We start from the raw sequence: 23,741 nt of genomic DNA, 5'->3' as shown, positions 1-23,741 counted from the left end.
CCATGCCCAACGACATTCACGACGACGAGCCGAACAACGTTCACCGGCTCTACGACGCCGATCAGGAGATCGTTCAGGACAGCGTTCACGGCGGCATTCACGACGACGCTCAGCCGATCGTTCACGAACCGGCTCAGCGGGTGGACGGTGAAGACGTTCCCGGAGGCGATGTGATCGAGGGGGAGGTGCTGACCGAGGAGGAGTCGGCCGAACTCGATCGCCGGCTGGAGTCGCGCGGGGCGCTCGTGGTCCGACGTGCGATGGCACCGGCGCGGGTGGCGAAGTCGGCGGCGGTCGCGGTGAAGGGCCACGAGCCGACGATGAAGGTCGGCAAGGCGACGTTGCGGCACGCATGGACGGTTGTGCAGGGCGCTGAGTCGTTCGCCAAGCGTGCCTACGACGCGTCCACGTTCGGCATGTACCGGCGCCAGATGAAGGCCGCTGAGGCGGCCGGGGACCGCGAGGCGTTGAGGGAGTGGGCCGACCGCAAAGAGATGGCCACCGAGCGCCGCCACAAGCGGCTGATGGACCTGCCCCGGCTGTTCATCGGCCTGGTCAAGGTCCTGGCCGCGACGCTGATCGGTATCCCGCTGGCCGTGTTCGTGATCGCCGTGCTGACCAAGCTCACCGGCAACGGATCGTTCACCGGCGTCTGGCTCGGCTTCTTCGCCGTGATCGGGTTCGTGATCGCCGCCGTGTCGCTCGCGTGGGGCGCGTTCTTGTTCGCCTCGCCGTTCCTGTTCGTTCTGGCCTTGTACCGCGAAGGCAAGCGCCGTGGAACGCCGGTCAACTGGCTCGTCACGACTGGTGAGACCGAATGGGACCTCGACATCGATGAAACGACGATCGCTCGTGCCCTGGACTCGCTGCGCATCCCGAACATCACCCGCTACCTGAAGGAGGGCTACAAGCTCCAGTTCATCACCCCGGCCCGCCAGCAGGGCCGTGGCACGCACGCGCTGATCCGGCTGCCTGGCGGTGTGCCCGCGGCGGAGATCTCCAAGCGCCGTGTCGCTTTGGCGACCAGTCTGCACCGCGCCGGCTCCGAGGTCTGGCCGAACACCGGCGACGAAGCCGGGATCTTGGATCTGTGGATCGCCGACAAGGGCGCGCTGGCCGGTGGCCCCGGTGCCTACCCGTTGCTGACCGAGGGCCTGAACGACGTGTTCAAGGGCGTCCCGGCGGGCAAGTCGCTGCGCGGTGACGAGCTGCGCGAGCCGGTGATGGGCCGCAACTCGATCGTGGGTGGCGCGCCGGGTCAGGGCAAATCGGCTGCGTCCAAGACGTTCATGGCCGGATGCGCGCTGGACCCGACCGTGGAGATGCGGATCTGGGTGCCGGACCAGAACTTCGACTTCGAGCGGTTCAAGCGCCGCTGCTCGCGCTACGTCATGGGTGCCGACGACGAGTCGATCAGGCAGATCCGCGACGACCTCAAGGAGATGTTCGAGGAGATGGAGCGGCGCGGCGAGCTGCTCAAGGCCTACCAGGTCGAGCAGGTCACCCGCGAACTCGCAGACAAGAACGTCGGCATGCACCCGCTGGTCGGTCTGCTGGAAGAGGCCCACGTGGCCTTCCAGCACGAGGAGTACGGCGCGGAGATCGCCAAGTACGCCATCGCTCTGGTCAAGCTCGGCCGCAAGCGAGGGATGCACTTCCGGGTCTCGACGCAGGCTCCGACCGCGACCTCACTGCCCAAGGACGTCACCCGCAACTGCACCAACAACACCGCGTTCTACGTACAGGACTACGTCGCCAACGACGGCCTGCTGGGCCAAGGCGCGTTCAAGCAAGGTGTACGGGCAACCGACCTGATCCCCGGCGAGAACCGTGGTACGGCGATCGTGAAGGGTTTCACCGCTGCCAAGTTCGAGACGTTGCAGTGGTACTTCCTGGACGGTGCCGAGGGCAACGACCAGATCACGCCGATCATCGATCGTGCGCTGGCCGCGATCGCCAAGCGCGGCCTGACCGCGCCGACCGAGGCGAAGCGGCCGCAGATCGAGACGCGCGATCTCCTCGCCGACCTGGACGAGGCACTGGGGACCGACACGGTAGCGATCGCCGACGTGCCCGCCCTGCTGCGTGACCTCGCTCCGACCTGGACGCCGTACCAGGGCCTGACCGGCAAGGCGCTGGTCAAGATCCTGGCCGACGAGCACGGCATCAAGGTCCCCTCGACCGGCAACAAGTTCCCCCTCAATCCCGCTACCGTCCGTAATGCGATCGTGCTTCGTGACCGGGATGCCGGCCCGGCCGAAGACGCGGGCAACGACACCGAAACGATCGCCAGTTAGTCACAAGAACCGGCGCCGAAACGCTGCTCTCAGCGCTCTGACCAGGCTGTTTCCGGCGCCGATTAACTCGGCGAACTCGGTAACTAACCGCAGGTCAGACCCACATTGGCCCGATCTCACTCGCCGAGTGAGGAACCTAACCCGCTTTCCGGCAGCTAACTCAACTCCACATCCCCGGCGAGACCCCCGAACGGCAGTCCTCGCCTCCACCCACCACGCCCCAACCTGACTACAGAAAGTGATGAGACTGTGGTTCCCGCCCATCACCTGTACTGGCTGTTCGCCTCGACTTTCCTGCCCGCCTCCGTCGTGACCAACACCCAGCCCATGACCCACACCCAACGGGTCGCGATCTGGATCGGCACCGGCCTGGCCGCCGTCGCGCTCTACCTGCTCGGCTGCCTGGTCTTCCCCTACTCCAACTGCACCAAGTGCGCCGGATCAGGCAAGTCCCGCGCCCCGCGCGGCAAGGCGTTCCGCGACTGCCGCCGCTGCAAAGGCACCGGCCGCCGGACCCGGATCGGCAGCCGCCTCATCAATCACCACCGCAACCGCAACCGCTGACCACCCCGCACCACGACCCCAGGAGACCCGAACCGCCATGGCCCGCAAACCTCGCAAGACCAGCACCCGCAAGCCCGCCACCACCGACGAGGCCCTGACCCCGGCCGAGGAGTACCGCGCCGCCCTGGCCGACTTCACCAGCTACTCCACCGACAACGAGACCGCCGAAGCGCTGGCCGCCCGCGACCGGTTCGACACCGCTGAACAGCGCCGCCGGTGGTGGCACTTCTGATGGCCGCGATGCTGATGGAACGCGCGTCGCTGCACCCGGCCCGGTCGCAGTGGATCGAGCTGTGGGACGGCAAGTTCGCCCTCGGCTGGGACCACCACGGAACACCGGTGTTCCGGTACCGGTGGGCACCGGGCGGCCTGGCCACCCGCCGCCAGCTCCGCGCGATGCGGATGTGTCCGGGCGGGCAGGAGCCCTACGCGCTACTGGTGTGGCGCAACGGTCAGCGCTGGGCATGGCTCTACCGCCTCGACCTGGCCAAGCCGTCGCGCACCGCGTCGCCAGCCCAGCTCAACGCCCTCGACAAAGCCATGCAGGCACGCCGGACCTGCGGGCAGTGCCACCAGGTCGCCGACTACTGCATACCCACCAGCGACGGCCGCTGCGTCGACTGCCAGACACCGACCTACGCCACCCACTACGCCACCGCTGCCTGATCCTCCTCGAGTAAGGGATTCTCGCTGTGACAGATCTGCTGACCGCCGCCCTGGATGCCGCCGGACGCGGCTGGCCCGTGTTCGTGCTCGGACGCTCCAAGCGCCCCGTGGCCAACTGCGACGCCTGCCGCCCAGCCGACGACAGGCCGCCGCACGATCCTGCGAGCTGCGGTCATCTGACCTGCCACGGCTTCTACGCCGCCACCACCGACCCCGACCGCCTCGCCGCCATCGTCGCCGCCGTCCCGTCCGGTCAGCTCGCCGTCCGTACCGGTGCCGCGTCCGGACTGCTCGTGGTCGACGTCGACCCCGCCCACGGCGGTGACCACAGCCTGGCGGTCCTGATGGCCGAACGGCTCGTGCCCCGAACCCTGCACGTCCACAGCGGATCCGGCGGACTCCACCTGTACTACCGCCACCCCGACCACTACATCGGCTCGCGCCCGATGCCCGGACGCCCCGGTATCGACATCAAGGCAGACGGCGGCTACGTCGTCTTGCCGCCGTCGATCCATCACCGCACCCGCCGCCGCTACCAGTGGGGCCAGCACGCCACCGACGTGGAGATGCCCCCGCCTGCACTTCTGGCCGCCTGCGAGCCACCCGAGCCCGCACAGACCGCGCCCGCCGGCCTCCCGGCAACCAGGCGTGGAGGCGGGGGCATCACCCACCCGGACAAGCTCCTCGACGCCCATCTGAGCGCCGTACGCAACGCCCCGCAAGGCAAACGCCGCACAACCCTGTACGGCGCTGCCAGAGGCGTTGCACGGCTCGTTCTGCTCGGAGCGATCGAGCAGGCCGACGCCATCGCCGTACTCACCGACGCAGGACACGCAGCCGAGCAAAGCGACCGAGACATCCGAGCCGCCATCACCGGCGGATTCCGCGACGAAGGGATCGCCGCAGCATGAGCACCGAACACATCGACTGGCACCTGATCGAGCCACCCGAAGACCCCTTCGACACCGAGCCGATCACACCACCCATACCGATCAGGCCAACCCAAAACCTTCAGCACACACCCAGGCATCACGACCAAATGGGCGCCGCCGGCCTCACCGCGGGGACTGATGCACCGGGCAACGAAACGCCGTCGTGGGACGGCGAACCGGTGCCGCTGAAGACCGATCGGATGCTGCGACCGTTCCCGGTCGATGTGTTTCCCGAGTGGCTGGCCGACCAGGTCAGCGCCGTCGCCGAAGCGACACAGACCCCGACCGACCTTGCCGGACAACTCGCGCTGGCCGCGCTGTCCACCGCAGCCGGTGGCAAGGTGCTGGTCCAGGTCGACCGGTCCTGGCTCGAACAGGTCAACCTTTACACGGTGACCGCGCTGCCGCCTGGCTCACGCAAGTCGCCCGTGTTCCGGGCCATGACCAGCGCCCTCAACGCCGCCGAAGCCGCGCTGCAAGAAGCGATCACCGACCAGCGCACCGAAGCCGAGCTCGCAGCCCGGATCACCCACGCGAGAGCCGAAGACCTGGCCAAGAAGGCCGAACGCGCCAGCGTCAACCCGCAAGAGGCACTGGCCGACGCCACCGCCGCCGCCAAAGAAGCCGCAGCCATCGTCGTACCAGCGCTGCCCCGGCTGATGACCGACGACGTCACCCCCGAAGCGTGCGTGTCCCTGATGGCCGCACAAGGCGGCCGGATCGCCGTCCTGTCCGCCGAGGGCGACGTGTTCGCGACCCTGACCGGCACCCGCTACTCCGCCGCCCCCAACCTCGCCGTGTTCCTCAAAGCCCACGTCGGCGACCCCATCCAAGTCGACCGCAAAGGCCGCGAGTCCGAAGCCATCGAGCGGCCCGCCATGACGCTGGGAGTCACCACCCAACCCGCCACCCTCCAAGGCCTCGCCTCACAACCCGGATTCCGCGACCGAGGCGTCCTAGGCCGCATCCTCTACAGCCTCCCCGTCAACACCGTCGGTCAGCGCAACAACACACCAACCCCCGTCCCCGAACCCGTCGAAACCACCTACCGCGACGCCCTGCAAACCCTGGTGCTCCTCCTGGCCGACCGCGACACCCCCCACCATCTCGAACTCACCCCCGACGCCCGGCAAACCCTGCTCGACTTCCAAGACTGGATCGAACCACGCCTCCACCCTCGCACCGGACAGCTCGCACCCATCACCGACTGGGCATCCAAGCTGGCCGGACACGTCGTCCGCCTCGCCGCCCTCCTCCACCTGGCCCACAGCTTCACCACCGGCTACGCCGGCCCCATCACCGCCGACACCATGCACGCCGCCGAACGCGTCGGCCGCTACTACCTCGACCACGCCCTAGCCGTCTACGACCTCATGGGCCGCTCCCACCCCGACCTCGACGACGCCCGCGACGTACTCGCCTGGATCACCAAACACTGCGACCGAACCGGCCGCGACACCTTCGCCCGCCGCGACGCCCTACGCGGCCTGCAAAGCAGCCGATTCCCAACCGCCGAAGACCTCGAACCCGCACTGAGACTGCTCGCTGAACATGGCCACATTAGGCCGAAGGCGGCCGAGAAGAGCGCCAAGGGCGGCCGCCCATCTCACGCGTACGAAGTACATCCGCACGTCGTCAAGCCCCCGGTACAGGACCGATGAGCACGGAGGTTTTGTCAGTTTTGTCAGTTCTGTCAGGCCATCTCCAGCCCACTTCTGTGCACGAACACCCGAAGGAGACACCAGACGTGAGTGCCACCACGACGGCGATCGCCAGCCGTGCGCGACTGACCGTCGCCGAAGTCTGCGAGGACCTGGGAGTGTCCCGATCGACCTTCTACGAATGGCGAACGAAGGGCGTCGGACCGCGCTGCATCAAACTCCCCAACGGAGAGATCCGCGTTCGCAGGGTTGAGCTTGAGCGCTGGCTCGACAGTCGGGAGGAAGCGGCCTGATGGAGACGACGTTTGATGTCCGACTGTCCGAGACATTGATGGTCAATGACCTTGCCAAGGGCAAGCACAGCTACACCGTCCGCTGGAGAGTCGCCAAAGAACCGTTCAGCCTGACCAGAAGGAACAGAACTCTCGCCAACAACGAGCTATCCAAGCTGGTCAGCGCGGTTGGTCGCGGCGAGGCGTTCTACTGCGACACCGGACGGCCGATCTCCGAGGCGCGGGCTGCTGCTAGCAAGGTGACCTTCTACGACTTCGCCTGCCAATACATCGACATGAAGTGGCCAAATGCCGCAGCAAACTCCCGACGTAGCATCGCCGACGCTCTGATCACGATCACGCCGGTGATGCTGAAGAGCCGGAAGACCGGCAACGACGCCAAGGCACTGAGAAACGCCTTGCACAAATGGGCCTTCAACACCGCACACCGGGGCGACGCACCGGACGACATACAGGCCATTCTCAAGTGGGCCGCCGGAAGCAGCAAGCAACTCACCGAACTCGCCAAAGCCGAAACGATCCGTGCAGTGCTTGACGCCGTCGGGACGAAGCTTGACGGCAAACCAGCCTCCCGTACCTACATGGCACGCCGGCGTGCCGTGCTGTGGAACCTGTGCGAGTACGCAGTGGAGGAAGGACACCTGGCAGCCAACCCCATCACCACCATCAAAAAGGTACGTCGAGCGAAATACACAGCAGACGTGGTCGATCCCGCCACCGTTCCCAATCCACAACAGGCTGAGGCGCTACTCGAGGCCGTGGGCAAGCTGCCTGGCAGCGGGCCGCGAATGGTCGCCTTCTTTGCCAGCATGTATTACGCCGCCTTGCGCCCCGGCGAGGCAGTAGAGCTGACCAAGCTTAATCTGCACATCCCCGACGAAGGCCGGGGCAAGCTCTACCTGACCGGCTCCACCCCATTCGCTGGAGGTGCGTGGACCGACAACGGCGAGGAGCGAGACAAACGCCAACTCAAGCACCGCGACGTTGGAGCAGGGCGGTGGACGCCCTGCCCATCGAAGCTGACCACGATCTATCACCAACACCTAGAGCAGTTCGGGGTTGACGCATACGGTCGGTTGTTCTGGGGAGAACGCGGCGGCATGGTGCCAGGCAAGACCTACCAGGCAATCTGGAACGCCGCACGGATCGCGGTCTTCGGTGAGCAGCTGGCGCGCACTTCCAAGCTGGCCAAGCGGCCCTACGACCTGCGGCATGCAGCCGTCTCGACCTGGCTTGCCAGTGGCGTTGAACCGAAGCGCGTCGCCGACTGGGCAGGGCAATCGCTGGAGGTCCTGATGCGGATCTACGCCAAGTGCCTGGATGGGCGAGAGGAGCAGGCGATGGATCGGATCGAGACGACGCTAGCGGGGTGACCAGTCCCACCCAGCCAGCCCCCAACCAGATTGCCGGGTTGGGGGCTGACTCATGTCGTGCAGGGTGCGACTCTGATCACGTGACTTCAAACGAAATCGAACCACCGGGGCACGTCGAAATCTGGGGCCGAGCGCTGGTCGGAATGGTCCCGCTAGTAGGCGGACCGGCAGCCGAGATCTGGGATGGATATCGGAAGCGCTACGAGTATCGAGCCTCGCAGGCGCTGGGAGCGATCGGCGAGAAAGTCACTCCCGAACAACTCCAAGAGCGACTAGTGGAATCTGAGGATCTAGACGTCGTTTTCGGGCGCGCGATCCAAGCCGCTGCCAACTCAGGCCTAGAGGCAAAGCGGCGGTTGCTGGGCCTGGTGATCGCCGAAGCCGTTCTAGATGACGCGATGATCGACAGTGCAAGCCTGATGACCGATGTGTTGTCGCAGATTGAGGCTCCCCACGTCCGCTGCCTCGAAGACATCTGGCGAGTCCAACAAGAGGTCGAGTCATCCGGGGAACGGTCACAGGCGGCTCGCGGAGCTGAGCGAGAGATCAACCAGCGGATACTCGACGTCGGTCGCAAGTATCCATCGCCCCTACTGCAGACCCTAGTCAACCTCAGCCTGCTGGACGCCCGAACCTCGTGGGACCAGGGGATGGACCTCATCCAGGGGCTGACCACGTTCGGCGAAGACTTCCTGCGCGAACTCCACGGGGCTACAGGGGCCACGGACAGCTCCCCAAGCACCCCGGCAGGTGCATGACCAAATCGGGTTTCGCGGCATCCGTGCAGAATGCGTGCAATGGTGCGGCCTTGCTGATCCCCGGCGCTCGACGTTTGTGCAGGTCAGAGCCACTATCGGCGGCTCTGGGCAGCTTGGCCTTGAAAACCGGTATGGCGGGTGACCGTCATCGTGGGTTCGAATCCCACGCCCTCCGCTGGTCAGAGTTCGGTGCGCATGACCCAGCGCCACTTGGCGATCTGGCGGTCGCGGGTGAAGCCGAATTGTTCGTAGAGTTCCTCGGGGCCGGTATGGAGGAAGGCGCCGCGTTGGGGCTTGCGGTCGGTGGTCTGCTCCGGGTAGGCCTCCACCACTCCGCCGCCGGCGGCGCGGATCGCGTCCAGTGCGCCGGCCACCGCCGCGCGGGCGACGCCTCGGCCGCGGTGGCGGCTGCCGGTGAAGATGCAGCCGATCCGCCATGCGGGTAGCTCCGAGGCGCCGGCCGCGTACTTGGCCGGATTCTTGATGTTGGGTAGTTCGGCCGGGGGTCCGTACTGGCACCAACCCACGCACACGCCATCCGCGTCGTAGACGAGGATCTGGTGCACGGTGCCTTGGTCCACGTGGGCTCGCTTTGCGGCGCGGTTGCGTTCAGCGCTGTGGGGCTTCTCGCCGAACCCCTCGACATGGAAGCCGATGCACCAGCAGCCACCCCACACCCCGCCGTTGGCCTCCACCAGCGCGCTGAAGTCGTCCCAGGTCTCCGGCGACAACGGCCGAGTCGTATAGGTAGTCGTCACCAGCGCTCTCCCTCATCCAGTGCGTGCCGAACCCGGCCACGAGGAACAAGTGACGAGTCTGCCCCAGGATCGACCCTCACCGCGGAATCCCGGGCAGGTCAGATGATGGTGGTCCAGATCTTGGTGCTGGCCTGGGCGCCGACGAAGGGGTTGTTGACGGCCCAGAGAAGGCCTTCGTCGTTCTCCGGTACGTCGAAGTCGCACATCACCCAGCCGCCGTCGGCACCACGGCCGTTGTAGCATTCGCGGTGCCAGCTCACGTCGGACTCGGTGTCGGAGATGGTGCCGGCGGCGGGCTCGCCGTTCGCCTTGGTGTCCTTCACCCAGACCTTGTCGCCGTACTCCCCGAAGCACGCCTTCGCGCCGGTGACCGAAACGCACCAGACGCCGATGCTCCCCTCCGGCGGCGCGCCGCTCGGGCTGCCCTCGGTCGCCGACGCCGGAATCGTCGTCCCGGCCAGGATGACGACAGTGGAAGCGGACACCGCGAGCACCCCACGGACAAGCCTGTTCACACGAAACTCCTCACTGTTTCGAACGTTTGATCGCCGGGATTCAACCACGCGCGAAACTTGTCGGAGCCACCCCCTAGGGTCCTGGCCATGGCGGACTTCCTCACCACCACCCGGACCTCGTACGACGCCCTGGCGGCCGAGCATGCCGGCCTCGTGCAGTCGTCCTTCGACGACCTGCCGCTCGACCGATCCCTGTTCGCGACCTTCGCGGAGCTCGTCCGACCCACCGGTAGGCCAGTGGCGGACGTGGGGTGCGGACCCGGCCGGGTGACCGTCTTGCTGGCCGAGCTGGGGCTGGATGCGTTCGGGATCGACCTGTCGCCGGGGATGCTGGCGCTGGCTCGGCAGAGCTACCCCGAGTTGCGATTCGAGGAAGGGTCGATGCTGGCGCTGGACGTGCCCGACGGGTCGCTGGGCGGAGTGCTCGCCTACTACTCGGTCATCCACGTTCCGTGGGAGCAACGGGCAGCGGTGTTCGCCGAGTTCTACCGGGTGCTCGCGCCAGGCGGAGTACTGATGCTGGCCTTCCAAGTCGGGGAGGACCAGGTGCGGCGGACCGAGTACGGCGGTACGGCGCTCGAGCTCGACGTCTACCGGCAGCGGCCGGACGAGGTCGCCGGGCTGTTGCGGGATGGCGGGTTCGAGCTGTGGATGACGGCCGTACGCGGGCGTGCGGAGTGGGAGAAGGTCGATCAGGGGTATCTCATCGTCCGCAAGCCCGCGACGACAACCGGAGTCAGGAGCGGATGAATTCGAGGAGCTCGGCGTTGATGACGTCGGCGTGCGTGGTCGGCATGCCGTGCGGGTAGTCCTTGTACGTCTTGAGGACGCCGTTCTTCAGGAGCTCTGCTGAGCGGGGGCCGGCGGCGACGTAGGGGACGATCTGGTCGTCCTCGCTGTGCATGACCAGGACCGGGATGGTGATCTGCTTCAGGTCCTCGGTGAAGTCGGTCTGGGAGAAGGCGACGATGCCGTCGTAGTGCGCCTTCGCGCCGCCCATCATCCCCTGCCGCCACCAGTTGGCGATGATCGCCTCGGACGGCTCCGCTCCCGGCCGGTTGAACCCGTAGAACGGGCCGGACGGCAGCGCGCGGTAGAACTCCGACCGGTTCGCGAAGAGTTGCGCCTGAAGGTCGTCGAAGACCTCCTTGGGCAGGCCGTCCGGGTTCGCGTCGGTCTTCAGCATCAGCGGCGGTACTGCGCACAGCAGCGCCGCCTTCGCCGCCCGCCCCTCGCCATGGCGGGCCAGGTAGTGCGCGACCTCGCCCCCGCCGGTCGAGTGGCCGACGTGGATCGCGTCGTGCAGATCGAGATGCTCGACGACGGCTGCCAGGTCGTCGGCGTAGTGGTCCATGTCGTGGCCGTCACCGGTCTGCGTCGACCGGCCGTGGCCGCGGCGGTCGTGGGCGACGACCCGGTACCCCTGCTGCAGGAAGAACAGCATCTGGTTGTCCCAGTCGTCGGCCGACAACGGCCAGCCGTGGCTGAACACGATCGGCTGACCACTGCCCCAGTCCTTGTAGAAGATCTCGGTGCCGTCGCTGGTGGTGATGGTTCCCACGGTGATGCCCCTCTCGAGAACAGCTACTTCAGATAGGAGAATCCCTTTGTCAGCAAGGGATTCTGTGTCCGCGTCACCCCCACGTCACAATAACCCCGCGGCCAAGGCCTGACGAGTCTGTGGACAACTCGGCTGCTCGGGCTACGGCTTGGTTGCCCGTACTACGAACAGCCGGGAGTCGTCCGTCAGTTGCTGTTCGTGCCATCCGCCGTACACCTCGACGTCGCCGAAGCCTGCCTTCTCCAGCCCGGCGCGGAGTTCGTCGACCGTACGGAAGTACAGCGTGGTCGTGTAGACGGTGTCGACGCCGTCCTCGAACACGTTGTGCGCATCGAAGACCACCAGGCCGTTGCCGACCTCGGTGACCTCCATCCACTCCTTCAGATGTCCGGCCGGCGTATCGCGCTCGCTGTAGGTCGCCTCCGGTCCCCACTGCTCCCAGGCCCGTGCGGCCGGGTTCCGACTCTCGAAGCTCAACACCCCGCCGGGCCTCAACGCTGCCGCGAGCGCCTCGAGCACCCACGGAAAGTCATCGGTGGTGATGTGCATCATCGTGTTGCCGCTGCTGACGACCAGATCCGCGTCGCCGGCGGGCAGGACCGCGCCGGCGTCACCGTCGATCCAGGTGACGTCTTCCGCGCCCGGTTGCCGGCGCGCGTAGTTCAGCATCGTCGCGCTCGGATCGACCCCTAGCACCACCCGCCCGGGCTGCACGAAGGCGCGGGTCAGGAGGCCGGTACCGCATCCGAAGTCGATGACCTTGGTGGCTCCGTCCGCGAGCTTCAGGAAGTACTCGTGGTCTGCCCCCGGTCGGTTGTCCTCGTCGTACAACTCCACCAGACGTTCGTCCCCGTACGGATCCACAGTCACACTCTCACGCTACGTAGCACCGGCCGGTCGCGCAAAAGAGCCCCGCTGACTTGTCGAGAGTGGGTAAGGGGTTCCGACGTACCCAGAAACGACGGAGGAGGCTGGAGCATGCGGGACCTGGTGGTGACCGAGAACATCACGCTCGACGGGGTGATCGACGCGAGCGAGGGGTGGTTCAACCCTGGCGACGAGGACCTGTCCGACGTACTGGGTGCGCTGGAGGTGCAGCGGGAGGCCGCTGATGCGTTCCTGGTCGGGCGGCAGACGTTCGAGGACATGCGCGGCTACTGGCCGCACCAGACCGACGACCCGACCGGTATCTCCGACTACCTCAACGCAGTGTCCAAGTACGTGGTCTCCACGACCCTGCAGGACCCGCAGTGGGAGCACAGCACGGTACTGCGTGGGCTGGACGAGGTAGAGGCCCTGAAGGCCACCGCCGGTAAAGACATAGTCGCTACCGGCAGCATCACCCTCGTCCACGCGCTAGCGACCGCCGGCCTGGTTGACGAGTACCGCCTGTTCGTCTACCCGGTAGTGATCGGCAAGGGCGCCCGCCTCTTCCCCGGCACAAGCACCCCAGCCACCCTGCAGCTAGTGGAGACCCAACCCTTCCGCTCCGGCATAACCCTCCTCCGCTACCGCACGTAGTCTCCACAGATGGCCTTCGAAGGTTCGTACACCTGGCAGCTCCGCCAACTCGTCGGTGACCGCCTCCTGCTGATGCCCGGCGCACAGGTAGTAGTCGTGGACGAGCAGGAACGAGTGCTCTTCCAGCAGCGCACCGACTCCGGCCTCTGGGACCTCCCCGCCGGCGCAGCTGAGCCAGGGATGAGCTTTCGCGAGACCGCAGCGCAGGAGTTGCTGGAAGAGTCCGGCTTGCGTGTAGACCCCGATGACCTGACCCAGTTCGGCTCCCTGTCGGAGGCCGCGCTGCACACCATCACCTACCCAAACGGCGACCGCCTGCAGTGCTTCGCCATGCTCTTCGAGGCCAGGCAGTGGACGGGTGAACTGATCCCTGGTGACGATGAAGTCATCCAGGCTGGCTTCTTCGGGCCTGACGACCTACCGGCACCTCTGCAGCCGCAGACGGAAGTGGTGTGGGACATGTACGCCGCCTACCGCGCCACCGGTCTCTTCCAAGGTCGCTAGCCGGAGGGGAAGGTTAGGTGCTGGTGGATCCGGCGATCCATCGGCCCAGTGTTGCAGCCGCCCGACCACTGTCGACCGCCTCTGCACACTGCTCCAACGCGACAGCCAGCTGCTCCACCAGCGGCTCATCCGTCAGCCGTCCAACGACTACAGCAGCTGCAGCGTTCAGCAGTACTACGTCCCGCACAGCCCCGCGATCCCCGGCCAGCACGCGGTGGAGCACCCGGGCGTTGGCCGCCGCAGTACCGCCTCGCAGCGCAGCAAGTGACGACCGGGCAAGGCCTAACGAGCGGGGGTCCAAGGATTCGGGTGCAGAGCAGCCGCCGCGGACTACCCACACACGGGAGGAGGTAGTAGTCGTCAGCTTGTCGAGGCCGTCGTCGCCTCGGACAACCAGGGCAGTGGTGCCGCGACTAGCGATCGCTGCGGCCAGCGCCGGCTGCATGCGTGCATCGGCAACCCCCACCAACTGGCAGACCGGATCAGCGGGGTTGAGGAGTGGGCCGAGCACATTGAACGCGGTCGGGACGCCCAGCTCCCGGCGTACAGCAGCTACCTGCCGCAGAGCAGGGTTGAACCGAGGTGCGAACAGGTAGGTGAGCCCAGCCGCCGAGGCGACCCTGACAGCGTCGGCGGCAGACAGGTCGAGCGGAATGCCCAAGTGCTCGACCAAGTCGGCCGAACCGCCGGCCTGCGAAGACGCGGCCCGCCCACCGTGCTTGACCACGGTCACGCCAGTAGACGCGGCCACGATCGCCGCCATCGTCGAGATGTTGATCGCCCCCGTCCCATCACCACCCGTCCCGACGATGTCGACAAAGCGCCCCGGGATGCGGACGGAGGTGGCGTGCTGCCGGAGCGCCGCCGCCATCGCACCGATCTCGTCCGCAGTCTCGCCCTTGGCCCGCAGAGCGATCAGGAACCCGGAGACCTGAGCCGACGTCGCCTCGGAGCCGACCACGCTGTCCATCGCCCACCAGACGTCCTCCGGCGTGAGGTCACGGCCGTTGAGCAGGTCGGAGATCAGTCCGGACCAGGTGCGATTCACAGTGGGCATGGTCAGTCCTCGGGGTCAGGCCGCCCAACGAGGAGACATCACAACGGCCGCCTCATCGAGGCGGCCGGTTGGGTTCGCGCAAAGCAAGGTGGCCGCCTAGTCGACGGGCCACCAGCTGCTCAGACGCGTGATCACGCCCGAACGATAACAAGCAGCGCGGTCAGGCGACCAGCTTCGCAGCGATCTCCCACAGCCGCTCGGCGTTGCCCGGGTCGAGGGCGAAGGGCGCGCCGCCGCCGCCGAACATGACCGGTGGCCCGGTCAGTACGGGCGCCTCGGCGCAGTCTTCGTAGTACCGGCCGCCGGTGGTGAGGGTTGCGGCGAGGACCGAGGTGGCTGCGCCCTGCTCGACGGTTTTGCGGCGCTCGACCGGTGTCTGAAGTCCGCCTGTGTGCTTCTGGAGGTTGGTCGCGATCGCGCCGGGGTTGACCGCGTTGGCGACGATCCCGTCGGCGGCCCAGCGTCGGGTCGCCTCGACGGCGAGCAGGACGGTCGCGGTCTTCGACTCGCCGTACGCGGCGATCGGGTGGTACGGCCGGTAGACCCAGTCGAGGTCGTCGAAGACCGGTGGGGCCATCAGGTGAGCGTTCGAGCTGAGCGAGACGATCCGTGCGTTGCCCGCACCGGCCAGGGCGTCGTGCAGCCCGACGGTGAGGGCGAAATGGCCGAGGAAGTTGACGGCGAACTGCAGTTCGCGGCCTTCCGGCGTACGGGTCAGCTCCGGTACGCCCATGATGCCGGCGTTGTTGACCAGGATGTGCAGCGGACCATCCCAGCCGTCGACAAAGGAGCGGACGGAGGACAGCGAGGCGAGATCCAGCTCGGCGACCCGGGCGGCGCCGCCGATCGCCGCGGCGATTTCCTTGCCTGCGACAACGTTCCGGACCGCGAGTACGACCTCGGCACCAGCTGCGGCAAGCGCACGGGCGGTCTCGACACCGATCCCTGAGTTGGCGCCGGTGATGAGAGCACGCTGACCGGAGAGGTCGACACCGGCCAGTACTTCGCTAGCAGTAGATGAGAATGAGTTCATATGCCGAGCGTGCGTCGACCAGCGCCGGGGAAGAAGGCCCTGCTGACACTGGTACCGGCAGGGGCAGGATGAGCCCGCAGTACGCCTCTACTCTGGAAGCATGAGCAACCTCGGCGAGTACCTGAAGGTACGTCGCGAGCGGCTGCGCCCCGAGGACGTAGGCCTGCCAGGGGGCAGCCGTAGACGCGTACCCGGGCTGCGCCGGGAGGAGGTCGCACTGCTGGCCGGCATCAGCGTCGAGTACTACCTGCGGCTCGAGCAGGGCCGTGACCAGCACCCCTCCGACCAGGTGCTCGACAGCCTCTCCCGTGCGCTCCAACTGGATGCGGATTCCGAGACCTACCTCAAGAACCTCACCACCCCAACCAAACCGGTACGCCGCCGCGCTGCCCGACCCGAGCAGGTCAGCACCGGCATCCAAAGCCTCATCGACAGCTGGCCGACCACCCCGGCCCTGGTCCAGGGTCGCTACCTGACAACCCTGGCCGCGAACCGCATGGCCGTTGCCCTAAGCCCCTTCTTCGCCCCCGGCGTCAACACCATTCGCGCAGCCTTCCTGGAGCCGGAGATGCGCGAGTTCTACCTCGACTGGGACGAGATGACCGCCAAGGCCGTCGCCTACCTCCGCTCGATCATCGCCCCCGACATCGACGACCCGCAGATCACCACCTTGATCGGCGAACTGAGCCTGCACAGCGATCGTTTCCGCACCCTCTGGGCCAAACAAGACGTCCGCCAGAAGACCAGCGGCACCACCCGCTTCAACCATCCACAAGTAGGCCCGCTGACCCTCAACTACGAAAAACTCGCCCTTCCCGGCGCCCCAAACCAGATGCTCATCACCTACCACGCCACGCCCGGCACGCCGTCGCACGACAAACTCCAGCTGCTGGCTCACTTGTAGCCGCGGATGTAGTCGACGACGAACTCAGGTACCGCTTCAGCTGAGGATCCGTCGGGGAAGTCGAAGACGGCGAGCATCAGTTGCATGGGGTAGGCCGGTGGGCTCGGGCAGGTGCGGATCAGAACGTCGTCGACGTAGAAGTCGGCGCGGTCGGATGTCCAGTCGACGGCGTACAGGTGGAAGTCGGTGAGGTCCAAGGGGAGGCGGACGGCCTCGAAGTCTTCGGGGACGGACGGGTCGCGGAAGGTGTGGAGGCCCATACCGACCTCGACCGAGCCAGGCGTGACGGAGTTGCCGAACATCTCGGTGATGCAGATTTCGGCGCAGCGTTCGGGGCTGTCCTCGAGGCCGACCATCCACAGGGCGACCATCGAGCGCGGCGAGACGACGGCGCGGGCGCGTAGCTCGATGTAGCCGCCAGTTGGAGTCCAGCCCCAGAACGCAGGCTGCTCCTCGCGGACGGCCAGTCCGTCGCGATAGGGCTGCTGGCCGATGGTGCTCCCGACCGGTCCCGAGAAGTTGCCCGACTGGATGCCCGAGACGCGCATCGGTGGCGTGTGGTCGTCCTCACACCACAGCCCCTGATCCGGCGGGACGAACAGTCGCAAGCAGGAGTCCGCCAGCTCGTACTGCGCCGCCGTCGCGGCCCGGGAACTCCACTGGGGAAGGTAATTCGGCAGCCAGACGGCGGGATCCAGGGTCGGTCCGTCGAAGTGGTCCTCGAAGACGAGCTCACGGTCGGCCATGGCCGTAATGATCGGCGCCGGACCCCCGAGCTGTCACATGATGTCCTCGACGACCGTCAGAGGATTGACGGACCGCGACGGGAGATTGTGACCTGTGGACGATTTCGACCAACTGGCCGGCCAGTTCGAGCAGCACCGCGCCCAGCTGCGCTCGGTGGCGTACCGGATGCTCGGTTCGGTGACCGAGGCGGAGGACGCGGTCCAGGAGGCCTGGCTGCGGCTGAGCCGGTCCGACGCGGGCGAGATCCAGAACCTCGGCGGCTGGCTGACGACGGTGGTGTCGCGGGTCTGCCTCGACCAGTTGCGCAGCCGCAAGACCCGTCGCGAGGACTCGCTCGACATGTTCGTCCCCGACCCGATCCTCAGTCCGCTCGACCCGGCGGAAGAGGCCGCCCAGGCGGACGCGGTCGGGCTGGCGATGATGGTCGTACTCGACAAGCTGTCGCCCGCCGAGCGGCTCGCGTTCGTGCTGCACGACATGTTCGGGCTCAGCTTCGACGAGGTCGCCGAGATCGTCGACAAGACCCCGGCCGCCGCAAGGCAACTCGCCTCCCGCGCCCGCCGCCGGGTTCAGGGCGCCCCGGTCACCGACAGCGACGTCACCCGCCAGCGCGAGGTCGTCGAAGCCTTCCTCGCCGCCTCCCGCAGCGGCGACTTCGAGGCGCTGCTCTCCCTCCTCGACCCCGACGTCGTACTCCGCGCCGACGCCGGTACCGCGGTAGGCGGCCCTGCCGTCTCCAAGCTGATGCGAGGCGCCCTCGCCGTCGTCGAGCAAGCAGTCATGTTCGGCAGGCTGGCCCCCCACGGCCGCTTGGCCCTCATCAACGGCTACCCAGGCGCCATCACCGTCGTCGGAGACACCCTGCTGGGTGTCATGGACCTCACCGTTCACAACGGCAGGATCACCGAGCTCAACATCCTGGCCGACCTCTCCCGGCTGGAATCCCTCGAGATCCCCGCCTGACGAAAATAGTTCGACCGGTCGTGTCTATCTGGGCCCAGCCGCTTCGACGTGTGTGTAAGAGCCAGGCACACGCGAGGGAGCAGCAGGATGAGCACGCAAGCGATCTACTCGGTAGAGACGACTGGTAGTGACGTTGTAGCGGCACTGCTCGGATCCGGCTTCAACGGGTCGGTCCACCGGCCAGGAGACGAGCAGTACGACGTACTGCGCAAGTCGATCGTCCCCACCTTCGACTCGCGTCCCCTGGTGGTCGCAGAGGCCTCTAGCCGCACAGACGTGCAGGCGGCAGTGCGCACCGCCCGGCAACTTGGGCTGCCGATCGCAGTACAGGCGACTGGGCACGGGACTCGGGTGCCGGCTGATGGCGGCATCCTGCTCAGGACCTCGGCCATGACGTCAGTACTGGTCGACCCGCAGCGCATGGTCGCCAAGGTCGGCCCCGGGACCCGCTGGGGTGCAGTGATCGACGCAGCTGGGCAGTTCGGGCTGGCGCCGCTGGCCGGATCGTCACGGGACGTCGGCGTCACCGGCTACACGCTGGGCGGCGGCGTCGGCTGGCTCGCCCGGAAGTACGGGTTCGCGGCCGACAGCGTGATCCGCGCCGAGGTAGTCACTGCGGACGGTCGTGTAGTCACGGCGAGCGCGGACGAGCACCCGGACCTGTTCTGGGCGATCCGCGGCGGCAGCGGCAACTTCGGGATCGTCACCTCGCTCGAGTTCCGCCTGTACTCCGTACCGCAGGTCCACTCCGGCATCGTCTACTTCGCGGTCGACAACGCAGCCGAGACGCTGAAGTTCTACCGCGACTGGTCCGCCACCATCCCCAACGAGCTCAGCACCGCCATCCTCCTCACCCGCACCCCCGACGGCACCCGCGCACTCGCGATCAAGGCCTCGTACTCCGGTGAGCCCGAACTGGCCGAACACCTCCTCAAGCCCCTCTTCGAGGTCGCGGGCCAACGACTGGCGGGCGAACTCAGGACCACCCCGTACGCCGGATCGTCGATGGGCGGAACCCCGGCCCGTTACCTCGACCTGCTCGACACCCTCGACGACGATCTGCTCGACCAACTGGCCACGGTCCCCAGCGCGACCGTCGAGATCCGGCACTGGGGTGGCGCGATGGCGCACCCCGGTCCCGGCGCCGGCCCGGTCGGGCACCGCGAAGCGGCGTACTCGCTGATCATCGACCAGGAGGTCCCCGAGTTGGACCAACGCAACAGCGGGCGGACGTTCCTCAACTTCCTGGCCGATCCGGCCCGCGCGACCTCGGCGTACTGCGAAGCCGACCTGAGCCGGCTCCGCGCGGTCAAGCGCGCCTACGACCCGGACAACTTCTTCCACCTCAACCACAACCTCGAGCCCTGACCACAAGCAGAACGGCCCGGCTCCCATGGGAGGGAGCCGGGCCGTTCTTTTGCCGAATCTCAGGCAGTGCCGGAGTTGCCGTACACGGTGACGTGGACGTGGTCGTAGTGGTTGGCCGTGGCGCCGCCACGGTCCTCCATCGCGCGCCAGCCTTCGCTGCTGCGCTGGACCGTCCAGATGTGCTGCTGCCAGATGAGCTGGCTGACGCCCATCGCCTTGCGGTTGGCGCGCAGCCAGTCGGCGATCTCCTGGCCGGTCTCGCCGCTGACCATGATGTCGAGCGCGTGACCGGTGGAGTGCTCGCTGCCGCTGTCGCCGCTGCGCAGACCGCCGTACGAGGTGACCGAGGGGAACAGGTGGCAGATCGCGCGGTGCACCCGGATGGCGTCCGCGGTCAGGCCTTCCTCGACGCTGGAGCCGGACTTGCAGGCTGCCTGCGACGGGGTGCCCTCGACGGACTCCTCGACCGGCTTGGTCGCGGCCAGGTACTGCGCCTTGACCCAGCGGGAGACGCCGTCGCGGACGATCTCGGCCCAGATGCCCTGGACCTTGCCGGTGACCGAGACCTTGCTGCCCTTTTCCAGGACGGTCAGCAGGCTGCCGGTGACCGGGGCGGACCACACGTTGAGGTCGGTGGTGGTGAACTTGCTGCCGATGATCTTCGGCGGGGCGACCGTCTTCACGCTCTCCGCGGCCCGGGTCTTGACCGAGTTGGGCTTCGGGATCGGAGCCTGCTTCTTGAGGTGCTTGGCGGCCGGCGCCTTCGAGGGCGCCTGCGTCGGAGTGAGGTCCAACGACGGACGATTCGCGTCCCGGCTGGTCGGTGCCTCACGCTTCAGCTGCAGGGGCGAGCTGGCGGTAGTCACGTCGTGCTTCGGGGCTTCGTCGGGGAATGCGACTGCGGAGCCGGTGGCCAGTAGAGCCACCGCGGCGCCTGGGATCGCAACCTTCACGATGCCGGGGCCGATCACCTTGGGGCGCGGTTGACGGTGCCGCGCCTGTCTATGCCGTCCTTCAGCCACTGCGTCCACCCAATCTGCCGAGATCAAAACGTTATCGACCGGAGGAGTCAAGCACACTTCCTGACAGGTCCACCAACTGGCGCGGCGTTTTAACGAATTACGTACATGCCGCACGCTCAGCGGTTGTGATTCACCGCGCGGCGGCGGGGTGTCGTGTCTGGTTGACTGCGCGTCATGGACGAGCTCGGATTCAGCGTCGAGACCGGTGCTGTGGCACGGGTGGTGATCGACCGGGTACCCAAACGGAACGCGCTCACCCGGGCCATGTGGGAGGCGCTGCCGGGGTTGCTGGCCGAGTTGGCCGCGGATCCCGAGGTGAAGGTCCTGCTCGTCACCGGCGCGGGGCCGAGCTTCTCGGCGGGCGCCGACATCGGCGAGCTGGTCTCCGGAGCCGACCCGGCCGATCCGATGGCGGAGCTCCGGGCTCACAACTTGAGAGCGCAGGCGGCACTGCGCGAGTTCCCGAAGCCGACGGTCGCGGTGATCCGGGGCCATTGCATCGGCGGCGGGCTGGAGATCGCGGTCAACTGCGACTTCCGGTTCGCGGCGAGCGGGTCGACGTACGGGGTGACGCCGGCCCGGATCGGCGTGGTCTATCCGCCCGCGGCGATCAAGGTTCTGCTCGATCTGGTGGGGCCTGCGACTGCGAAGTACCTGCTGTTCAGCGGTGACCTGCTGACTGCCGACGAGGCGTATGCGAAGGGGCTGGTCGATCGGGTCTTCGCCGAGGACGCGCTCGATGCCGGTGCGGCCGAGTTCGCCGCGACGCTGATCTCGCGGTCGCAGCTGACCATTCGCTCGGCGAAGGAGACGGTCAACGCGCTGCTCGCCGGGAAGGACGCGGATTCGCTCGCCTTCCGGCGGTACCAGGAGACGATCGCCGAGGGTGAGCTGGTCGAGGGGATCGCCGCGTTCCAGAACAAGCGCACGCCGGAATTCCCCTGGCGACGCTGACTGTGCGTGGCCGCGCCCGTACTACGCGTTGACAGGTTAGCGGGGATTACGGATGGGCACTTGAACTGGGCGCCGCCAACCCCCGCCCTGGCGGCCAGAGGAGATAAGGGAGGCTTCATGCTCATCCTCGGACTGATCCTGTTGATTCTGGGATTCGTGTTGAGTATTCCGGTCCTGTGGACGATCGGCATCGTGCTGCTCGTCATCGGAGCAGTGTTGTTCCTGCTCGGCTCTACCGGTCGCGCTGTCGGGGGACGACGCCACTGGTTCTGATCGACTGAAGTGGACGACCCCGCGAGCCATCGGCTCGCGGGGTTTTGTCTGTGCGGGTCGTTACGATCCGGCGGTATGAAGTACCTCGTACTGATCTACGGCGGCGACCGGCCGAGCGGCTCCCCGGCCGATCTCGCGGCTGTGCGCGCGTTGACGAAGTTCAAGGGCGAGCTCGCCGTGAGCGGTGAGCTGGTCAGCTCCGAGGGGCTGTCGTTGCCCGGCGACGGCCGGGTGGTGCAGGTGCGTGAAGGCGCTCGCGTCGTCACCGACGGCCCGTACGGCGAGGCGAAGGAACAGCTCGCGGGCTTCTTCCTGGTCGATGTCGCCGACGACGCCCGCGCTCAACAGGTGGCAGGCCACGTCTCCACGATCATCGGCGACCGCGTCGAGCTCCGCCCGACCGTGCTCAGCACCTGAGCCGACTGCGCTTGCAAGCCGTCAAGCGGCGACTGTTGCTGCTTCGCGGTCAGCTGCCCGCTTCCTGCCGACCAGCAGGCCTGTACCGACCAAGCCGACCGCGATGAACGCCCAGCACGCCGCGAACGCGACCCGGTAGCCCGACACCAACTCAGCCGGCGCGCTCCCGTGCGTGTTCCCGACCGCGACCGCGGACAGTACTGCGATCCCCACCGCCCCACCGATCTGGAACGTGGCGTTCTGCAGCCCCGACGCCATTCCCGAGTCCTTCTCGGCCACCTCGCTCAGGGCAGCGATCGCCCCGGCCACGGACCCCGCGCCGAGTCCGGCTCCGAAGATGGTCAGCCCCCAGAATGCGACTTCGAAGTACCCGGACGAGACGGACATCAGGCTCATGACCGTGCTGCCGATACCCGCCACGACGAGCGAGGCGGCGGCGATCGGGCGCGGGCCGATCCGGGTGACCAGGTTCTGCCCGACGATCGATCCGCCGACCGCCGCGGCGGCGAGCACGGAGGACATCAGCCCGTAGCGGATCGCGGAGGTACCGAGGGCGAGCTGCGCGTACTGCGTGTAGACGAAGTTCAGCCCGAAAGCGGCCAGCCCCCAGGTCATCCCGATCAGGTTGCCGCCGACCACCGCGCGCGACCGGAAGATCCTGAGCGGGACGAGTGGGGCCGCCGACCGCTTCTCCACCTGCACGAACAACGCGAAGAGACCGGCCGACACGAGGGCCAGCAATGTGGTCCGCCCGGCTGATGACGTGGGTGCTTCGATTACGGCGTACACGAGGACGATCAATGCAGCGGTCACAGTGACGGCACCGGCGATGTCGAAGCCGCGGCGGCCGGGGCCACGGCTGTCTTTGAGCAGTACCGGGGCCAGGGCGACTACCAGCAGGCACACAGGCACGTTGATGAAGAAGATCCACTGCCAGCCGAGTCCGTCTGTCACTGGTCCGCCGATGAGCGACCCGGCCGTACCGCCGACACCGCTGGTCGCTCCCCAGATCCCCAGCGCCTTGTTCCGCTCAGCGCCGTCCGGGAACGTCGTCATGACGATGGAGAGCGCACTGGGAGCCAGTACTGCGGCAGCGATCCCCTGTAGGCCACGTGCGAACACCAGCGCATCCCCTGACCAGGCGAAGCCACACAGGAGCGAGGAGGCCGCGAACAGCAGCAGTCCGGCGATCAGTACGCGCCGACGGCCTAGTAGGTCCGACACTCGCCCACCGAGCAGCAGTAGGCCGCCGAACATCAGTGCATAGCCACTGGGCACCCACTGCACTCCACCGGTCGAGAAGGTCAGCTCCCGCTCGATCGACGGCACCGCGACCAGCACGATCGAGGCGTCCAGGATGATCATGAACCCCGCCAGACACAGCAGGGCGAGGGCGAACCAGCGCTTCGGATCGGGACTGTTCTCCATGATGCAGGGCCTCCAGTACTCCGGACACCCGGGCTGGGCGCCTCTTGCCGGGTACGTCGGACCCCTGGTCGGCGGCTCGACATTTTGAGTCGCCATGTCGAGATCGGCCGGCCCGGCTACGACGTACCGGGTGAAAGGGGGTCGCCGGGACCTCCGCGACCGTCAGGATGGT

General features: G+C 67.2%; 27 protein-coding genes. 18 read left to right on the top strand and 9 right to left on the bottom strand.

What is annotated here, in order from left to right; translation table 11 throughout:
- The first annotated feature begins 2 nt into the window (after positions 1–2).
- The 9 genes from ABD768_RS26550 (at position 3) to ABD768_RS26510 (ending at position 8,544) form a co-directional block, all read left to right on the top strand.
- Complete coding sequence (locus ABD768_RS26550) at positions 3–2,297, top strand: cell division protein FtsK (protein ID WP_344845036.1); 2,295 nt, start codon at positions 3–5, stop codon at positions 2,295–2,297.
- A gap of 249 nt (positions 2,298–2,546) precedes the next feature.
- Positions 2,547–2,861 (top strand): hypothetical protein, encoded by a 315-nt coding sequence (locus tag ABD768_RS26545; protein WP_344845033.1) that lies wholly within the window; start codon positions 2,547–2,549, stop codon positions 2,859–2,861.
- 37 nt (positions 2,862–2,898) lie between these two features.
- Positions 2,899–3,093 (top strand): hypothetical protein, encoded by a 195-nt coding sequence (locus ABD768_RS26540; protein ID WP_344845031.1) that lies wholly within the window; start codon positions 2,899–2,901, stop codon positions 3,091–3,093.
- On the top strand, positions 3,078–3,527 hold the full coding sequence (locus tag ABD768_RS26535) for an RRQRL motif-containing zinc-binding protein (protein ID WP_344845029.1): 450 nt from the start codon (positions 3,078–3,080) through the stop codon (positions 3,525–3,527). The genes ABD768_RS26540 and ABD768_RS26535 overlap by 16 nt, the downstream gene beginning before the upstream one ends.
- A gap of 26 nt (positions 3,528–3,553) precedes the next feature.
- Positions 3,554–4,438, top strand: coding sequence for a bifunctional DNA primase/polymerase (locus tag ABD768_RS26530; RefSeq protein ID WP_344845028.1), 885 nt, complete (start codon positions 3,554–3,556; stop codon positions 4,436–4,438).
- Positions 4,435–6,120: a YfjI family protein gene (locus tag ABD768_RS26525; protein ID WP_344845025.1), complete on the top strand. Its 1,686-nt coding sequence runs from the start codon at positions 4,435–4,437 to the stop codon at positions 6,118–6,120. Before ABD768_RS26530 ends, ABD768_RS26525 begins: the two co-directional genes overlap by 4 nt.
- 86 nt (positions 6,121–6,206) lie before the next feature.
- The gene (locus tag ABD768_RS26520; protein WP_344845023.1) at positions 6,207–6,413 is read left to right on the top strand and encodes a helix-turn-helix transcriptional regulator; all 207 of its coding nucleotides are present in this window, start codon (positions 6,207–6,209) and stop codon (positions 6,411–6,413) included.
- The gene (locus tag ABD768_RS26515; protein ID WP_344845021.1) at positions 6,413–7,786 is read left to right on the top strand and encodes a tyrosine-type recombinase/integrase; all 1,374 of its coding nucleotides are present in this window, start codon (positions 6,413–6,415) and stop codon (positions 7,784–7,786) included. The genes ABD768_RS26520 and ABD768_RS26515 overlap by 1 nt, the downstream gene beginning before the upstream one ends.
- A gap of 80 nt (positions 7,787–7,866) precedes the next feature.
- Positions 7,867–8,544 (top strand): hypothetical protein, encoded by a 678-nt coding sequence (locus tag ABD768_RS26510; protein ID WP_344845020.1) that lies wholly within the window; start codon positions 7,867–7,869, stop codon positions 8,542–8,544.
- A 179-nt stretch (positions 8,545–8,723) separates the two neighbouring features.
- Here the strand turns inward: ABD768_RS26510 and ABD768_RS26505 are convergent, their stop codons facing one another.
- On the bottom strand, positions 8,724–9,302 hold the full coding sequence (locus ABD768_RS26505) for a GNAT family N-acetyltransferase (RefSeq protein ID WP_343966890.1): 579 nt from the start codon (positions 9,300–9,302) through the stop codon (positions 8,724–8,726).
- Positions 9,303–9,400: 98 nt separating this feature from the next.
- A complete protein-coding gene (locus tag ABD768_RS26500; RefSeq protein ID WP_343966892.1) occupies positions 9,401–9,817 on the bottom strand; it encodes a hypothetical protein in 417 nt (138 codons plus the stop codon).
- Between the two features lie 87 nt (positions 9,818–9,904).
- Here ABD768_RS26500 and ABD768_RS26495 point away from each other — a divergent pair, with 87 nt between their 5' ends.
- Complete coding sequence (locus ABD768_RS26495; RefSeq protein ID WP_344845018.1) at positions 9,905–10,567, top strand: class I SAM-dependent methyltransferase; 663 nt, start codon at positions 9,905–9,907, stop codon at positions 10,565–10,567.
- Here the strand turns inward: ABD768_RS26495 and ABD768_RS26490 are convergent.
- Positions 10,554–11,378, bottom strand: coding sequence for an alpha/beta fold hydrolase (locus ABD768_RS26490; protein WP_343966896.1), 825 nt, complete (start codon positions 11,376–11,378; stop codon positions 10,554–10,556). The genes ABD768_RS26495 and ABD768_RS26490 overlap by 14 nt on opposite strands.
- 141 nt (positions 11,379–11,519) lie before the next feature.
- Entirely contained in the window at positions 11,520–12,248 is a 729-nt protein-coding gene (locus ABD768_RS26485) for a class I SAM-dependent methyltransferase (protein ID WP_344845016.1), read from the bottom strand.
- Positions 12,249–12,356: 108 nt separating this feature from the next.
- On the opposite strand from ABD768_RS26485, the gene ABD768_RS26480 reads away from it, so the two are divergent.
- The gene (locus ABD768_RS26480) at positions 12,357–12,899 is read left to right on the top strand and encodes a dihydrofolate reductase family protein (RefSeq protein ID WP_344845013.1); all 543 of its coding nucleotides are present in this window, start codon (positions 12,357–12,359) and stop codon (positions 12,897–12,899) included.
- Positions 12,900–12,908: 9 nt separating this feature from the next.
- On the top strand, positions 12,909–13,403 hold the full coding sequence (locus tag ABD768_RS26475) for an NUDIX hydrolase (RefSeq protein ID WP_344845011.1): 495 nt from the start codon (positions 12,909–12,911) through the stop codon (positions 13,401–13,403).
- Between the two features lie 13 nt (positions 13,404–13,416).
- Here ABD768_RS26475 and trpD read toward each other — a convergent pair whose 3' ends face one another.
- Both trpD and ABD768_RS26465 read right to left on the bottom strand, forming a co-directional pair.
- On the bottom strand, positions 13,417–14,460 hold the full coding sequence (gene trpD / locus ABD768_RS26470) for an anthranilate phosphoribosyltransferase (protein ID WP_344845008.1): 1,044 nt from the start codon (positions 14,458–14,460) through the stop codon (positions 13,417–13,419).
- 160 nt (positions 14,461–14,620) lie between these two features.
- A complete protein-coding gene (locus tag ABD768_RS26465; protein WP_344845005.1) occupies positions 14,621–15,493 on the bottom strand; it encodes an SDR family NAD(P)-dependent oxidoreductase in 873 nt (290 codons plus the stop codon).
- A 100-nt stretch (positions 15,494–15,593) separates the two neighbouring features.
- On the opposite strand from ABD768_RS26465, the gene ABD768_RS26460 reads away from it, so the two are divergent.
- Positions 15,594–16,397 (top strand): helix-turn-helix transcriptional regulator, encoded by an 804-nt coding sequence (locus tag ABD768_RS26460; RefSeq protein WP_344845004.1) that lies wholly within the window; start codon positions 15,594–15,596, stop codon positions 16,395–16,397.
- Here ABD768_RS26460 and ABD768_RS26455 read toward each other — a convergent pair.
- Positions 16,388–17,143 (bottom strand): glycoside hydrolase family 16 protein, encoded by a 756-nt coding sequence (locus ABD768_RS26455; protein ID WP_344845002.1) that lies wholly within the window; start codon positions 17,141–17,143, stop codon positions 16,388–16,390. The two genes, ABD768_RS26460 and ABD768_RS26455, sit on opposite strands and share 10 nt — an antisense overlap.
- A 94-nt stretch (positions 17,144–17,237) precedes the next feature.
- On the opposite strand from ABD768_RS26455, the gene sigJ reads away from it, so the two are divergent.
- Positions 17,238–18,107 (top strand): RNA polymerase sigma factor SigJ, encoded by an 870-nt coding sequence (gene sigJ / locus ABD768_RS26450; RefSeq protein ID WP_344845000.1) that lies wholly within the window; start codon positions 17,238–17,240, stop codon positions 18,105–18,107.
- 87 nt (positions 18,108–18,194) lie between these two features.
- A complete protein-coding gene (locus ABD768_RS26445) occupies positions 18,195–19,475 on the top strand; it encodes an FAD-binding oxidoreductase (RefSeq protein WP_344844997.1) in 1,281 nt (426 codons plus the stop codon).
- Positions 19,476–19,534: 59 nt separating this feature from the next.
- Here the strand turns inward: ABD768_RS26445 and ABD768_RS26440 are convergent, their stop codons facing one another.
- Complete coding sequence (locus ABD768_RS26440; protein WP_344844996.1) at positions 19,535–20,497, bottom strand: VldE C-terminal domain-containing protein; 963 nt, start codon at positions 20,495–20,497, stop codon at positions 19,535–19,537.
- A 174-nt stretch (positions 20,498–20,671) separates the two neighbouring features.
- Between ABD768_RS26440 and ABD768_RS26435 the strand changes: the two genes are divergently transcribed.
- From ABD768_RS26435 to ABD768_RS26425, 3 genes are all read left to right on the top strand, one after another.
- The gene (locus ABD768_RS26435; protein ID WP_343966920.1) at positions 20,672–21,451 is read left to right on the top strand and encodes an enoyl-CoA hydratase/isomerase family protein; all 780 of its coding nucleotides are present in this window, start codon (positions 20,672–20,674) and stop codon (positions 21,449–21,451) included.
- A 117-nt stretch (positions 21,452–21,568) separates the two neighbouring features.
- Positions 21,569–21,724 (top strand): DUF6131 family protein, encoded by a 156-nt coding sequence (locus ABD768_RS26430; protein ID WP_343966921.1) that lies wholly within the window; start codon positions 21,569–21,571, stop codon positions 21,722–21,724.
- 75 nt (positions 21,725–21,799) lie between these two features.
- Positions 21,800–22,141, top strand: a complete 342-nt coding sequence (locus ABD768_RS26425; RefSeq protein ID WP_343966923.1) for a YciI family protein — start codon at positions 21,800–21,802, stop codon at positions 22,139–22,141.
- 21 nt (positions 22,142–22,162) lie between these two features.
- Here the strand turns inward: ABD768_RS26425 and ABD768_RS26420 are convergent, their stop codons facing one another.
- On the bottom strand, positions 22,163–23,569 hold the full coding sequence (locus ABD768_RS26420; RefSeq protein WP_344844992.1) for an MFS transporter: 1,407 nt from the start codon (positions 23,567–23,569) through the stop codon (positions 22,163–22,165).
- Positions 23,570–23,741 lie beyond the last annotated feature (172 nt).

Source organism: Kribbella ginsengisoli (assembly GCF_039537185.1).
GTDB lineage: Bacteria > Actinomycetota > Actinomycetes > Propionibacteriales > Kribbellaceae > Kribbella > Kribbella koreensis.
Note: the sequence above shows the minus strand (reverse complement) of the source record. Positions and strands in the feature narration are given on the sequence as shown.